13 protein-coding genes are annotated in these 13,597 nt (G+C 59.9%); 6 read left to right on the top strand and 7 right to left on the bottom strand.

What is annotated here, in order from left to right; genetic code table 11:
- The first annotated feature begins 204 nt into the window (after nt 1-204).
- A complete protein-coding gene (locus ISN39_RS31255; RefSeq protein ID WP_246763480.1) occupies nt 205-666 on the top strand; it encodes a MarR family transcriptional regulator in 462 nt (153 codons plus the stop codon).
- A gap of 2 nt (nt 667-668) precedes the next feature.
- On the opposite strand, the gene ISN39_RS31250 is transcribed toward ISN39_RS31255, so the two are convergent.
- The 5 genes from ISN39_RS31250 to ISN39_RS31230 all read right to left on the bottom strand — a co-directional run bounded on the left by ISN39_RS31250 (nt 669) and on the right by ISN39_RS31230 (nt 5,432).
- The gene (locus ISN39_RS31250) at nt 669-1,367 is read right to left on the bottom strand and encodes an ABC transporter ATP-binding protein (RefSeq protein ID WP_194731761.1); all 699 of its coding nucleotides are present in this window, start codon (nt 1,365-1,367) and stop codon (nt 669-671) included.
- 3 nt (nt 1,368-1,370) lie between these two features.
- Nucleotides 1,371-2,114, bottom strand: a complete 744-nt coding sequence (locus tag ISN39_RS31245; RefSeq protein WP_194731760.1) for an ABC transporter ATP-binding protein — start codon at nt 2,112-2,114, stop codon at nt 1,371-1,373.
- Complete coding sequence (locus tag ISN39_RS31240) at nt 2,102-3,064, bottom strand: branched-chain amino acid ABC transporter permease (RefSeq protein WP_194731759.1); 963 nt, start codon at nt 3,062-3,064, stop codon at nt 2,102-2,104. Before ISN39_RS31240 ends, ISN39_RS31245 begins: the two co-directional genes overlap by 13 nt.
- Complete coding sequence (locus tag ISN39_RS31235; protein WP_194731758.1) at nt 3,061-3,942, bottom strand: branched-chain amino acid ABC transporter permease; 882 nt, start codon at nt 3,940-3,942, stop codon at nt 3,061-3,063. Before ISN39_RS31235 ends, ISN39_RS31240 begins: the two co-directional genes overlap by 4 nt.
- 176 nt (nt 3,943-4,118) lie before the next feature.
- Nucleotides 4,119-5,432, bottom strand: a complete 1,314-nt coding sequence (locus ISN39_RS31230; RefSeq protein ID WP_194731757.1) for an ABC transporter substrate-binding protein — start codon at nt 5,430-5,432, stop codon at nt 4,119-4,121.
- A gap of 911 nt (nt 5,433-6,343) precedes the next feature.
- On the opposite strand from ISN39_RS31230, the gene ISN39_RS31225 reads away from it, so the two are divergent.
- Complete coding sequence (locus tag ISN39_RS31225) at nt 6,344-7,735, top strand: hypothetical protein (RefSeq protein ID WP_194731756.1); 1,392 nt, start codon at nt 6,344-6,346, stop codon at nt 7,733-7,735.
- A 647-nt stretch (nt 7,736-8,382) separates the two neighbouring features.
- On the opposite strand, the gene ISN39_RS36960 is transcribed toward ISN39_RS31225, so the two are convergent.
- Together ISN39_RS36960 and ISN39_RS31215 are read right to left on the bottom strand one after the other, a co-directional pair.
- Entirely contained in the window at nt 8,383-8,484 is a 102-nt protein-coding gene (locus ISN39_RS36960) for a lyase family protein (protein WP_246763514.1), read from the bottom strand.
- A gap of 224 nt (nt 8,485-8,708) precedes the next feature.
- Entirely contained in the window at nt 8,709-9,362 is a 654-nt protein-coding gene (locus ISN39_RS31215; RefSeq protein ID WP_194731991.1) for a TetR family transcriptional regulator, read from the bottom strand.
- 289 nt (nt 9,363-9,651) lie between these two features.
- Here ISN39_RS31215 and ISN39_RS31210 point away from each other — a divergent pair, with 289 nt between their 5' ends.
- The 4 genes from ISN39_RS31210 (at nt 9,652) to ISN39_RS31195 (ending at nt 13,522) form a co-directional block, all read left to right on the top strand.
- Nucleotides 9,652-10,212, top strand: a complete 561-nt coding sequence (locus tag ISN39_RS31210; RefSeq protein ID WP_194731755.1) for a TRAP transporter small permease — start codon at nt 9,652-9,654, stop codon at nt 10,210-10,212.
- A 10-nt stretch (nt 10,213-10,222) separates the two neighbouring features.
- Entirely contained in the window at nt 10,223-11,503 is a 1,281-nt protein-coding gene (locus tag ISN39_RS31205) for a TRAP transporter large permease subunit (RefSeq protein ID WP_194731754.1), read from the top strand.
- A 77-nt stretch (nt 11,504-11,580) separates the two neighbouring features.
- The gene (locus ISN39_RS31200) at nt 11,581-12,597 is read left to right on the top strand and encodes a TRAP transporter substrate-binding protein (protein WP_194731753.1); all 1,017 of its coding nucleotides are present in this window, start codon (nt 11,581-11,583) and stop codon (nt 12,595-12,597) included.
- Between the two features lie 64 nt (nt 12,598-12,661).
- Nucleotides 12,662-13,522 carry a shikimate dehydrogenase gene (locus tag ISN39_RS31195; RefSeq protein WP_194731752.1) on the top strand — a complete coding sequence of 287 codons (861 nt, stop codon included), beginning with the start codon at nt 12,662-12,664 and terminating at the stop codon, nt 13,520-13,522.
- The last annotated feature ends 75 nt before the right edge of the window (nt 13,523-13,597 follow it).

The raw sequence follows: 13,597 nt of genomic DNA, 5'->3' as shown, positions 1-13,597 counted from the left end.
CTACAATGATTTACGCCCTGTGTTACGGCGGATTTCCCGATGGGGCTTTCCTTTGTCACCACGTTGTCGCATAACGTCAAACGGGCAATTCGGCTAAATTCGGAAAATCAGGTGCCGAGGAGACGGTCAATCGCATCGAACGTTGCCCGCAGTTCATTTGTATACAGGCAAAATTTAAGAGAAAAAATGCGAGAAGGCCGAGCCGTGGCGGAGAAGAGAGAAAAAAAAGCAGCGTCGATCGCACCAGAGGCGCCGCGCGACTACGTACTGCACGAACAGATCGGATTTTTTCTCCGCCAGGCGAACCAACGCCACGTGGCGATCTTCGCGAGCCTTATCAACGATAAGCTGACGACGACGCAATGGGCGGCGCTGACCAAGCTCAAGGAAATCCAGCCCTGCTCGCAAAATAGGCTTGGCCGGGAAACAGCGATGGACGCGGCGACCATCAAGGGAGTTGTCGATAGGCTGGTCAAGCGCGGCTTCGTCAGCACCCTGCCGGACAGCAACGACGCGCGCCGGCTCGTCCTGTCGCTGACCGAAGACGGGCTCGAAGCGATCTCGCACAATGTCGTTGCAGCGCTTTCGGTTTCGGAAAAGACGCTGAGCCCGCTGACGGCGGGCGAGCGGCTGATGCTGCTGGAGCTGCTGCGCAAGATCTGCTGAGGTCAGGCGATCCCGACATATCTGTCGAGCAGATGCGGGTTGCCACGAAGCTCGTCGACCGGAACCGTCGCCTGAACCCGGCCGTTCTCCACGAAGGACACGCGATCGGCGACCGACAGCACGGCATCGACGCGCTGCTCGACCAGCAGGATCGCCTTGCCCTGGTCGCGCAGCCTTAGCACCACATCGCGGATGGCGGCGATCATCGAGGGCATCAACCCCTCGGTCGGCTCGTCCAGCATGATCACAGACGGATCGATGCAGAGGGCGCGTGCCGTCGCGAGCATCTGCTGCTCGCCACCGGAAAGCGTTCCCGAGACCTGATTGAGCCGCTCGCGCAAGCGGGGAAAGAAGGTCAGTGCTTGCTCGAGAATATCGCGCGAGGTCTTGCGCGTCATCAGCCCGATCTCGAGATTGTCCCGGACGGTAAGCTCCGAAAAGAGCCGCCGGCCCTGCGGCACGTAGCCGATGCCGTGCCTTGGCACTTCATGAGCGGGAAGGGCATTCAGTTCCGTACCGGCAAGCTTGATGCTGCCGGAACGCGCCGGCAGGAGACCCATGATCGCCTTCAGCGCGGTTGTCTTGCCGGCGCCGTTGCGGCCGAGCAGGCAGAGCACCTCGCCGGCACCGACCGATAGAGAGAAATCCTTCAGCGTCTGGCTGGTGCCGTGATAGACGTTCAGCCCGGTAACAGTCAGCATGGGTCAGGATCCCAGATAGGCCGCCTGCACGGCGGGATTGGCACGGATGACTTCCGGCGTGCCGCTGGCGAGGATCTCGCCAGCGTTGAGCACGGTGATCGTATCGGCAAGCTGCATGACGACGGGCATGTTGTGCTCGATCAGGAGGATCGTCGCAGTTTCCGCGATCTCGCGGACGAGGGCGCAGAAATTCTCGATCTCGCCGTCGGAGAGCCCTTGGGTAGGCTCGTCGAGTATCAGCAGTTTCGGTTCGAGGGCAAGGCCCATCGCGACCTCCAGAAGCCGTTGATGGCCGTAGGAAAGTTCGCCGGCCCTGGCGGCTGCACGATCCTGAAGTCCGACGCGCCGCAGCGCGAAATCGACCCGCTCGGCAATCTGTTCGCTGTGTAGCCGCGCGAATGGCTCTTTCACGCGGCTGAGTGCGCTCTGGGCAGAGAGCGCGACGTTTTCGTAAGCACTGAGTTTCGAGTAGACGCTGGTGATCTGAAACGTATAGGCGATACCCTGGCGTACGCGCTTGAAGGCGGGTTCGCGCGTGATATCGCGGCCGAGGAATTCGACGCTGCCTTTGCTCGGGGCGATACGGCCGGAGAGCAGCGAGACGAAGGTCGTTTTGCCGGCCCCGTTCGGGCCGATGATCGCGCGGATCTCGCCGACCTCCATCTCGAAATCAACATTCTGGACCGCTTTCAGCCCTCCGAAATTCCGACACAGGCCCTTGGTGCTGAGTAACGTCAAGGCAGCCATGATACCCACCTTTCGCGGATGGTCCCGACAATGCCCTTCGGGAAGAACAGCACCAGTGCGATTAGCGCCAGACCGGTTACTAGCAGGTAGGCGGCGGTGTATTCGCTGGCGATATCGATCATGTAGAACATGGCGATGGTGCCGAGCAGCGGCCCGAGAACCGTGCCTGCGCCGCCGAGCAAAGTGAAGAGCAGCGCGTCGATCGAATATTGGATCGAGGCGAAGGACGAGCCGACATAGGCAAAGAGTAGTGCATAGGCCGAGCCTGCCATCGCAGAGAGCGTGCCGGAGATCACCAGCGCCTTCAGCTTGATCCGGAACGTGTCGTAGCCGAGCATTAGGGTGCGCGGCTCGTTTTCGCGGATCGCGATCAATGTGCGGCCGGTCGTTCCGCGAACAATGGCGAAGATGACGACGGTCGTCAGCGTCAGCAGCGCCAGCGCGATATTGTAACGGACGGTGGGATCGGTGAGATCGAAGCTTACGCCGAATAGCTCGAAGCGGCGGGCTGCATCCGGCATCACCAGACCCTCGTCGCCACGGGTATAGGTGGTAAAATAAAGGCTTGCGAGATATGCGACCTGCGCGAACATCATAGTGACGATCATGAAGGCGACGCCGCTGGTTCTCAGCGCGATCAGCCCGATCAGCAGCGATGCGAGAAAGCCCGAGCCAGTGCCGGCAACAAATGCCGCCGGTACGCTCCATCCGAGATGATAGGCCGTGAGCCCCGCACCGTAGAGCCCGGCGGCGAAGAAAAGTGCATGACCAAGGCTGAGCAGCCCCGCATAGCCGAAGAGCAGGTTATAGCCCATGGCAAAGACTGCGAGCACCATTATGCGAGCGATCGCCAGGTGGTGGTAAGCCGGCAGGACGAACTGCAGAACGAAGAGCGACATGATGACAAGCAGATGAAGCCCGGCGGCCTTGATGAAGCTCGGTGATGTCATCGTGCCCTCGCTCCGAAAAGGCCCTCGGGTTTGAAGACGAGGACAAGCGCGACCAACAGCGTCGAGATCATCTTGGCGAGCGTCGGCGAGAAGAAGACGGAGATGACGCCGTCGCTGAGGCCGATGATCAGCGCGGCGATGACCGTGCCGCGCAGGCTCCCGAGGCCGCCGATGATGACGACGATGAAGGAAAGCAGCAGCGGATCGAGACCCATCAGGTAATGCGCCTGCCGGATCGGCACGATCAGTACTGCCGCGATCGCAGCGAGCATGGCGCCGGCGGCGAAGACATAACCGTAGACCTTGCCGACCGGGATCCCGAAGGCCTGCGCCGTTTCGCGATCGAACTGGGTCGCCCGCATGATAAGGCCAAGCCGCGTTTTTGTAAGGATGTACCAGCAGATGCCGAGCAGCGCGATCGCGGCGGCTATGACAAAGAGATTGTAGCCGGAATAGCCGAACCACGGGAACTGGACGCGGAAGAAGAAGGGCGCCTCGACCGGGCGCGCATCCGGGCCATAGGCGATCAGCACCGTCTGCTGGATGACATAGAGCATGCCGATGGTGGCCACGATCGTCGCTTCCGGATCATATTCCAGCCGCTTTAGGATCAGCCGCTCGCAGGCATAGGCGATTGCGCCCACCAAAAGCGGGCTGATGACCAGCGCCAGAAAGAAACCCGCAGCCGGATTGGACGACAAGAGCGATGCGGTCCACCAGGCAATGACGGCGCCCAGCATGTAGAATTCGCCATGCGCGACGTTGACGATGCGCATGACGCCGAAAACCAGGCTCAAGCCGAGAGCCGTCAGGGTCAGTACCGCCGCCTGTAGCAGGCCTTCGAGTGTTGCCAGCAGCAAAAAAGGGCCAAGATCCACGACTATGTCCTCTGCAAGGGTTATGCCAGCGCCTTGCTCGGGAATGCACAAATCCAGCTCCCCGCGCAACGCCGCACGTATGGCCCTCCCGTCGCCTTGCGGCTCGGACCGGACCCGAGCACAATCGGCCGCGACGGGATTGCTCTTAAACTGCCGCGGCCCTTAGCCTTTGGAGGCTAGAGGGACATTTTCGTGTAGTCGGCACTGACTTCGTAGAGCCCGTCCTCGATAGCCGTCCTGTGGACGAGTTCAAGGCGCCCGCCGGTCACCTTGGAAATGTTCTGGTGACCGTAGCACTGGTGGTTCTTGCCGTTGAAGATCTTGTCGCCCTGCGGATGTTCGCGGCCCTCATCGAATTTCTGGATCGCCTCCATGGCCTCGATGAAGCCCTGCTTGTCCTTGGGCGTCTGGCCCTCATAGCCGCTGGCTTCCATCGCCTGCTTGATGGCAAAGAGCGACTCCCAGCAGCCGAACATGTGGGAATAGGTCGAGATGTCCTTGGGATCCGAGGCGCTGGCGCCATTGGCGTCCACGCCGACCATCTCGCGGTAGAACTTGTCGTACTCTGTCTGGTCCTTCTGGGCGTAGCGCGGATTGCCTTCCCAGAAATAGGTGCCTTCCAGGAATTCGAGCTGCGGCGTCGCAAGGTCAACCGCCTCAAGGCTGTCGATGAAGCCGAAGATCTGCGGCCGGGTGGAGCCAAAGAATTGACCGAGCTCCTTGACGAAGGTGAGCACCGCCGGGCCGACCATGACGTGGTAGAGCACTTCGGTGGAGGAGGAGATCTGCGGCAGATAGCGGGTGAAGGAGGATTCGGTCGGAGGGATGGCGATGAGCCCCGCGACCTCGCCGCCCTGCGCCTTGATCGCCTCGGAAAAATAATCGCGGTGATCGTGGCCGAAGGCAAAGTCAGGGAAGATCATTGTGACCTTCTTGCCGAGATTCTTGGAAATCCAGGGCGCCATTGCGATGACCTGCGAACGTACATCGGTAATGCCCGGCTGGAAGACATAGCGATTGAGCTTGCCGGAGGCTACGTGATGGCCCTCCGAGACGACGACATAGGGCATCTTCAGTTCGCCGGCGCGCGGCGCAGATCCGATTACCACATGCGAAAAGAGCGTGCCGTACGCCACGTCGACCTTGTGCTGCGTCGCGAATTTCTCGAGGACTTCGGCGCCGCGCTTGGGATCGGTGCCGTCATCCTCGATGATGACCTCGACCGGTCGGCCGTTGATGCCGCCGCCGTCATTGATTACCTTTACGGCAGCCGCCGTCACGCGCTCATACCAGCGCCCGTAGGAGGCGCCGATGCCGGTACGGTGGAGCTGGAGGCCGATCTTCACCGGCTCTGACGTGCCCGCCTGACTGTAGCGAACGAAGCCGGGCATCGCCTGCAAGGCCAGGCCGGTACCGGCGGTAGCACCCATTCCCTGCAAGACCGAACGTCTGGAGATGCCCTTTTGGGGCTTGATAATGCTGTTGGACATTGTTGGTTCCCCTGTGCTGAAAGCGGACGTCTGCCGTCTGTTTATACCGTGTCAGATCGTTCGTTTGCCAACAAATCACGAGAAAATGTAATTGACAAGGGTCAGGCGTCTGCGCTCCTTCGTGGAGGTTGAACAGCCCGTTAGCATCGCTGACTTCGGGCTCTCGACGATCGTTACGCCCGCCTCGCGCATGGCTGCCCGAGCCGCACAGACCAATACTCCGGCAAGCCGGCCACATGATGCTGGGCTTGCAAGCCCGTACAGGCGGTATCGAGCAACCCGAAATCAGTCGCAAGCTTGGACAACACGGCCTTGCGGGATGCCGCGTTCGCCAATGAGAACCGCCATGCTCAATCGGTGTCTCGCGGTCGTTCTGGCGGAAGGCGAAATGGTTGCCGATCAAGCCTTGCGGATCACGATTTGCTCCTCTCAGGCGTGCCAGCGTGAATTGTCGCGCAGTCAAGGGAGGCAATGATCCGGTGGAGCGCCTGCTCGCCGTAGGGCGATGGGATCATGCGGCAGGCGCAACCGTCGTGGTTGCTGGCAAAGGACGAATGGCTCGCAGGCTGCCGGTCCACGGCGAGAACCACGCTTTTTCATGGCCCCACTAGCTCTTCGAGTTTGAAGACGACCTCATAGCCACCCGCTACCGAAAGATTGCCGCCAGGGCAGATACCGCTCTTAGGGTCGATGACGAGCGGGGCTGATCCGAAGGCCTTGCCGCATGCGCATTTTCGAGGTTCGGCATGGACATTCGCCTCTTATTTGTGTTCGTATGCAAACGATAATCTGCGGGGGCAGGGATGACGATCAGCATTCCTTGGTACACTGGATCCGCCGCGTGCGGGGGCGTTGCGTCGATCCTTCCGGTTTTGCAAAAAAGCACCGCCCTTGCCGCCGGTAGTGTGGCCATGGCCGTCTCAATTGCTTGCCCCGCCTTTGCCCATGGCAGCGAACGCGGTTTCGTCATGCTGCTGCCGACCGGTTATTACCGAACAGGCGGGGCGCTGGCGGTCGCGGCCTCCTTCGTGACGCTCGCCATCCTGCCCGCGGCCTGGTTCAAAGCGCTCACGCGCACTGAGCTGACCTGCGCGCGGCTGCCTCGCGTACCCAGAAATGCCGCCAGTCTCTTCAGTTTCTCGCTGCTCGCGATCCTTTTTGTCGCTGGCCTTGTCGCCACGCCGGATCCGCTGGAAAACCTACTGCCGCTGATGGTCTGGACGGTCTTCTGGGTCGGGTTCACACTTCTGCAGGCGCTTTTCGGCAATCTGTGGCCGTGGCTCAATCCCTGGACGGGGCCACTTGCGGCGCTGAGGAGCATGACGGGCAGCCATCTCGCACGGACGGCGCTCGTCACTATGCCGAAGACCGTAGGCTACCTCCCGGCATTGTTGATGTTCCTATTGATTGCTTGGTACGAACTCGTTTCCCTCGCGCCTGACAATCCGCCGGAACTGGCCATCGGGGCTGCGATCTACTGGCTTTTCAATCTCGTTGCGATGATCGTTTTTGGGCAAGGCGAATGGATGCGGCGGGGAGAGGCGCTGTCGGTCTTCTTCCGCTTTGTCGGCACGGTCGCTCCGTTCTCGGGGCGTCGAAGACAAGGCCGCCGTTGGCTCGTGCTCACATGGCCTGGCCGGCGCTTTGTCGTCGGGCGTCCGCTCTCCGTCAGCGCCACGCTATTCGTTCTTCTGACGCTTGCCACTGTCTCCTTCGACGGGTTTTCGAAGACCTTCACATGGCTTGGATTGATTGGCGTCAATCCGCTCGAATTTCCCGGCCGCAGCGCGATGATGACGGTCAATACGTTCGGGCTTCTGGCCGCATTTGTCGCGCTTGCCGTCGTCTTCTATCTCACGGTATATCTGGGAAACCGCGCTGCAGCTGAGCCCCGCGGGGCGGCACTCGAGGCTTCTGCCGGGCTGTTCGTCGTCTCCATCATTCCAATCTCGATCGCCTTTCACGCTGCCCATTACCTGACGGTGCTGCTTGTCAATGGCCAGTATTTTGCCGCGGCGATATCCGATCCTTTTTCGCTCGGATGGAATTTGTTCGGGACGGCGCATTTGCATCCGACGACATCTTTTCTCAGCAATCTGGAAAGGGTTTCGATCCTCTGGACGGTGCAGACCGTCATCGTGGTGGCGGGACATATCGCCGGCATGATGCTCGCCCACATGGTGGCAATCGAGCACTTCGGCACAACCAAGCGCGCCGTCCGCAGCCAACTTCTTCTCGCAGCAGGGATGATCTTTTATACGGTCTTCGGTTTATGGCTGCTGTCGACGCCAGTGGCAGGATAGAAAAGACAGTGCCCCGTCTCCATCGGCCTTGTTGAGCGCCAACCGCGCGTCGGCGACGTCCAAGGTGAACTTCTCCAACACACCAGACAATCCTTGGGCCAGCGTGTCAGAAGCAGGGTTTTGATTCCGCTCCTCTTAATCGAGGAGGAAACACTCTCATGCGGAGCATGTCGTCTACCTCGAGGTCACGAAGCCCGACTGGGTCGGGCGCGGCGTGCAACGATCAGAGAGCTTTTCCGTCCGTCAGCGGCGCACCTGGATCAGGAGCTTTATATTTAGCGGTCACCGGTTCGAATCCTATCAAGGCCACCAAGTTTATTCGGTCCATTCCGGATAACTGCTTGTGATTTTCCGTTCATACAGATCAAGCAGTTGGTCAAGATAGTCAGCTTTTGGCCTTGCGACCTGCTCTCGTCAGCGTCGCGCGATCTCTTGTCGATCCATGTCCGTTCTACCCGCTAATCTGTCCAAGGGCGCAGACATAATCGCTGACGCGATCATAGGAGGATCGGATCGGCAGGACTGCAGGCTCCAAGTCGAGGATAGCAGCATTTCCACGTCCACTGCCGGGCCCTTATCGCCCATAGCCGCAAATGTTCCGATCGCTCCGCCGAGGCAGGCGACGAAGGACGATCTCAATCGGTCTTTTAGACGTTGACGATCGCGGCGGACCTCTTCGAGCCAGCCGTCACCTTGAACCCGAACGTCATGGGCAAAGCGTGTTGGCCGTGGGTGCGGCCTGCTTGCAACGTGTCCCGATGTTTCGTTGCCAAGCTGTGCGAGCGCGCTTTCGACTCTCGCGAGACTGTCGTCGATAAGCGTTTGCGTCCGCTTCATTTGCAAGGCGGCGCCGGTGTCAAAGATATTCTGCGTCGTTGCACCCCAGTGGACATATCCGGCAGCCGGCTCGCCGCTGAATTCTTCCAGTTGGCGGCAACAATATGGTTGATCGCCGCCGCAAAGCTGGCCGGCGTCAATCCGGCGACGGGCAGGACTTGAGATAGCTTACGACGGCATCGGCGATCATTCCGCGGTGCCGGTCGATTGTCTGGCTTTCCGAGAGATCCCGCCTGAAGATCGTGCCGAAGGTATAGCGGTTCGAGACGCGGAAGAAGCAGAAGGCGCTGATCATCATGTGGACATCGATCGGATCGGCCTTGCGATGAAATACGCCCTGTTCGAAACCACGTTCCAGGATTTTAGCGATCGTCTCTATGACCGAGACGTTGAGGTCGCGGATGGCATCCGAGCGCAGCATATGCGTGGCGTGATGAATGTTCTCGATGCTCACCAGCCGGACGAAATCCGGGTTGGCCTCGTCGTGATCGAAAGTCGTTGCGATGAGCGTGCGTAGCGCTGCTTCCGGCTCAAGGTTCGAAAGCTGAAGGTCAGCTTCCAGCGAGCGGATCTTGCGGTAGGACTGCTCCAGCACGGCGAGATAGAGACCCTCCTTACTGCCGAAATAGTAATAGATCATCCGCTTCGAGGTGCGGGTCTTTTCCGCGATCGCATCGACGCGCGCACCGGCGAGGCCATGGGTTGCGAACTCCTTCGTCGCGACAACGAGAATATCCGCCTGCGTCCGCTGCGGATCGTTCTTTCGTCCGTTTTCAGCCCGCTCCGCCATCTCTCTCACGACCATATTCCCTAAACCGCTGTTTCCAATTGTCAAAACGGAAGCCTGAACGTGGGAGGGCCGCCATTTCATGCGCTCGACGACAAAGTCATATTCACCTTGCACGTCCGTTTCAATAGATCACCGCTTGACATTCGAACTAGTTAGTACATTTTGAAGACAAGGCAACATGTCCCCGGAGGAGGGGGCGCGAGGTCTCCGCTTAGATGCGCGTCCCCGCGCGACTTACGGACGTTGGAAAGATCACTGGATCTGTGAGCCCACGCTTTGGGAGGAGCGAATGACCCGCATCATCGATTTCTATTTTCTCGTGCTGAAGGCGACGATCGCGCTCTTGCTGGCAGGCATGGTCGTGCTCGTCTTCGGCAATGTCGTCCTTCGCTATGCCTTCAATCAGGGCATCACGTCCTCCGAAGAGTTGTCGCGGATGTTCTTCGTCTGGCTGACATTTCTCGGCGCGGTGGTCGCAATGCGCGAGCATGGCCATCTCGGTGTCGATTCAGTGCTGCGGCGCCTGCCACCCACGGCTGCCAGAATGGCTGCACTCGCCGGGCATGCACTGATGCTGCTGGCGACCTGGCTGATGATCAGCGGTGCGTGGACGCAGACCCTGATCAACGTTCATGTGGCAGCGCCAGCAACCGGTATTTCGATGGCATTCTTCTACGGCGCCGGTCTGGCGTTCGGCGTCCCGGCATTTCTCATTCTCTTGTGGGACGCGTTCGCGATCGCCACGGGCCGCATCGATGTCACGACGGTCGAACTTGTCCGCGACAGTGAGGAACAAGTCGCGCTCGAGGATCACGATCCGGCACTTGCCAAGCTCGTGACAAAGCATTGAGGGGCGGGAAATGACTGTATCCATCTTCCTCGGAGCGCTTCTCGGTCCCATGGCGCTTGGGGTGCCCATCGCCTTTGCGCTTATCATCAGCGGCGTTGCGTTGATGATGTATCTTGACATCTTCGATGCGCAGATCGTGGCGCAGAACGTGCTGAACGGCGCCGACAGCTTTCCGCTGATGGCAGTGCCTTTCTTTCTTCTTGCCGGCGAGGTCATGAATACCGGCGGACTTTCTCGCCGCATTGTCGACCTTGCCATGGCGATGGTGGGCCATGTCCGAGGCGGCCTCGGTTTTGTCGCCATCTTCGCCGCCTGTGTCCTTTCGAGTCTTTCCGGGTCGGCCGTTGCCGACGCCGCGGCCCTGGGAGCGCTTCTTTTTCCGATGATGCAGAAGTCCGGACACGACCCGGCGCGCACCGGCGGCCTCCTCGCCTCAGCTTCCGTTATCGGGCCGATCATTCCTCCGTCGATCGGTTTCATCCTCTTCGGCGTGGTCGGCGGCGTTTCGATCACCAAGCTTTTTCTGGCGGGAATTTTCCCGGGGCTTATGATCGCAGCCGCACTCTGTGTGACCTGGTTGATCGTCTCACGAAAGGAGCAGTTCGCACTTCCCCCGAAGCAGAGCGGCGCGGTGCGTCTCAAAGCCTTCATCGACAGCATCTGGGCCCTGATGCTGCCGGTCATCATCATCGTCGGCTTGAAATTCGGCGTCTTCACGCCAACCGAAGCCGGCGTCGTTGCCGCTGTTTATTCGCTTTTCGTCTCGATGGTCATTTATCGCGAACTGCCCCCCGCGAGACTGTTTCATGTCTTTGTGGCGGCCGCGAAGATCACCTCCGTCGTCATGTTCCTGGTTGCCTGTGCGGCGGTTTCCGCCTGGCTGATCACAGTTGCCGACGTGCCCGGCGAGCTCGCGGCCCTGGTCGAACCGCTGATGGACAATCAGACCCTTCTGCTGCTCGCCATCATGGTGCTGATCGTCGTCGTCGGAACCGCCATGGACATGACGCCGACGATCCTGATCATGACGCCGGTGCTGATGCCGATCATCAAGCAGGCGGGCATTGATCCGGTCTATTTCGGCGTGCTTTTCATCATCAACAATGCGATTGGCCTGATCACGCCGCCGGTCGGCACCGTGCTCAATGTTATCTGCGGCGTCTCGAAGCTCTCGATGGAAGAGTTGATGAAGGGCGTCATGCCCTTTCTCATCGCCGAACTGATCGTTCTGTTTCTGCTCGTCCTGTTTCCGCAACTGGTGACCGTCCCGGTCTCCTGGTTCGGACACTGATCGCAGTTTCGCCGGCAACGGCGAACGAATTTCAACGCGGCCGGAGGGAGATGCCGGCCACAACCTGGGAGGAAGACATGCTCAATAAATTGACGAAGCTGGCATTGGGATTGGCGTTGCCGATCGCATTGCTGGCAACCGGCCCGGCCATGGCCGAAATCCGCGAGCATCAGCTCAAATTCGCGTCGGCGAACAATAAGGGCCATCCCCAGGTCATGGGAATGGAGAAGTTCGCCGAGCTCTTGAAGGAGAAGAGCGGCGGCAAGATCGAGGTGAAACTCTTTCCCGGCGGCGTGCTTGGCGGCGACGTTCAGACCGTCTCGGCGCTGCAGGGCGGCGTGATCGAAATGACGGTGCTCAATGCCGGCATCCTTGCAAGCAATGCCAAGCCGTTCGGCGCCGTCGATCTGCCCTTCCTCTTCAATAGCGGCGAGGAAGCAGACAAGGTGATGGACGGACCGTTCGGCTCCGGTCTGATGAAGCTTCTGCCGGATACCGGCCTCGTCGGTCTTGCCTATTGGGAGCTCGGTTTCCGCAACCTGACGAACAATCGCCACGCAGTTACCAAGCTTGAGGACATCAAGGGCCTTAAGATCCGCACGATCCAGTCGCCGATCCCGATCGAGCTCTTCAACAGCCTTGGCGCCAACGCCGTTCCGCTTCCATACACCGAGCTCTATACGGCGCTCGAAACCGGCACTGTCGACGGCCAGGAAAATCCGGCTGCGAACATCATCAATGCCAAGTTCTTCGAAGTGCAGAAGTACATGACGGTGACCCGCCATCAGTACAATCCGCAGATCGTGCTCATCAGCAAGAAGTTCTGGGATGGGCTCAACGATGAAGAAAAAGCCCTCTTCCAATCGGCCGCAACCGAGGCGCGCGACTATCAGCGCAAGGTTTCGCGCGAGATGGACGCCAAGGCGATTGAAGAGATCAAGAAGACCGGCATGGAAGTCAGCGAGCTGAGCCCGGAAGAGACGCAGAAGCTGCGCGACGCCGTCAAGCCGTTGATCGACAAGTTCAGCCCTCAGATCGGCGCAGAAACGGTCGCTCAGCTCATGAAGGAACTCGACACCGTTCGCGGCAAATAAGCAAAGGATCGGGCCCGCAGCTGCGGGCCTGGTCCCTTTCTCATCGGAACCACGGAAAAGACGGATGGCCGAAACAATCATAAGACCGCTAAAGGCCGGCCTGATCGGCGCCGGCATCCAAGCGTCGCTGACACCCGCCATGCATATGAAGGAGGGTGCCGCCCAGGGTCTGAACTACGAGTATGAACTGATCGACCTTAACCGGATCGGCGCCTCGCCAGCCGACCTGCCGAAACTTCTGGCTAAGGCCGAGGCTCAAGGTCTTGCCGGCCTCAACATCACCCATCCCTGCAAACAGATCGTCATCTCCTGTCTGGACGACCTGTCATCCGAGGCGCGGGCTCTCGGGGCCGTCAATACCGTCGTTTTCAAGGATGGGCGGCGATATGGACACAATACCGATTGGTGGGGCTTTGCCGAAAGCTTCCGTCGCGGGCTGCCGGACGCCGATCTTTCTTCGGCCGTCCAGCTCGGTGCTGGCGGCGCAGGCGTTGCGACCGCTTATGCAATGCTCGTTCTTGGCTTGCAGAGGTTGGCCGTCTTCGATCGCGACACGCAACGTGCTGCGGCCTTGACGGAAACGATGGCGCGGCTCTTTCCCGCTGCTTCCATCATCGCCGGAACGGATCTGGCATCCGAGATGGGGCAGGCAGCCGGCCTCATACATGCAACGCCGACCGGAATGACGAAGTATCCGGGCATCCCCTTGCCGCCGGACCTGCTTGAGGAACGGCACTGGGTCGCCGAGATCGTCTACTTCCCCTTGGAGACCGAACTGCTGAGGCAAGCCAGACATCGTGGCTGCCGGACGCTCGATGGCGGAGGCATGGCGGTCTTCCAGGCCGTTGGCGCTTTTCGTCTGTTGACAGGACGAACACCGGATGCAGCCCGAATGCTCGCCCATTTCAAGGCCATGACCGAATGACCCTCCATACGACAGCACAAGGGAGGTGGCATGAAAGATGTCGCGTCCGCTGCGAGAACGGATCATTTGATATGC

It is taken from the genome of Rhizobium sp. 007, from assembly GCF_015353075.1.
Classification (GTDB): Bacteria; Pseudomonadota; Alphaproteobacteria; order Rhizobiales; family Rhizobiaceae; genus Rhizobium.
This window is presented reverse-complemented; position numbering and strand designations above follow the sequence as displayed.

What these genes read in the sequence shown, in the direction of transcription:
- ISN39_RS31250 (WP_194731761.1), bottom strand. Translation starts at nt 1,367, where the DNA reads ATGCTGACTGTTACCGGGCTGAACGTCTATCACGGCACCAGCCAGACG.
- ISN39_RS31245 (WP_194731760.1), bottom strand. Translation starts at nt 2,114, where the DNA reads ATGGCTGCCTTGACGTTACTCAGCACCAAGGGCCTGTGTCGGAATTTC.
- ISN39_RS31240 (WP_194731759.1), bottom strand. Translation starts at nt 3,064, where the DNA reads ATGACATCACCGAGCTTCATCAAGGCCGCCGGGCTTCATCTGCTTGTC.
- ISN39_RS31230 (WP_194731757.1), bottom strand. Translation starts at nt 5,432, where the DNA reads ATGTCCAACAGCATTATCAAGCCCCAAAAGGGCATCTCCAGACGTTCG.
- ISN39_RS31225 (WP_194731756.1), top strand. Translation starts at nt 6,344, where the DNA reads ATGGCCGTCTCAATTGCTTGCCCCGCCTTTGCCCATGGCAGCGAACGC.
- ISN39_RS31215 (WP_194731991.1), bottom strand. Translation starts at nt 9,362, where the DNA reads ATGGCGGAGCGGGCTGAAAACGGACGAAAGAACGATCCGCAGCGGACG.
- ISN39_RS31210 (WP_194731755.1), top strand. Translation starts at nt 9,652, where the DNA reads ATGACCCGCATCATCGATTTCTATTTTCTCGTGCTGAAGGCGACGATC.
- ISN39_RS31205 (WP_194731754.1), top strand. Translation starts at nt 10,223, where the DNA reads ATGACTGTATCCATCTTCCTCGGAGCGCTTCTCGGTCCCATGGCGCTT.
- ISN39_RS31200 (WP_194731753.1), top strand. Translation starts at nt 11,581, where the DNA reads ATGCTCAATAAATTGACGAAGCTGGCATTGGGATTGGCGTTGCCGATC.
- ISN39_RS31195 (WP_194731752.1), top strand. Translation starts at nt 12,662, where the DNA reads ATGGCCGAAACAATCATAAGACCGCTAAAGGCCGGCCTGATCGGCGCC.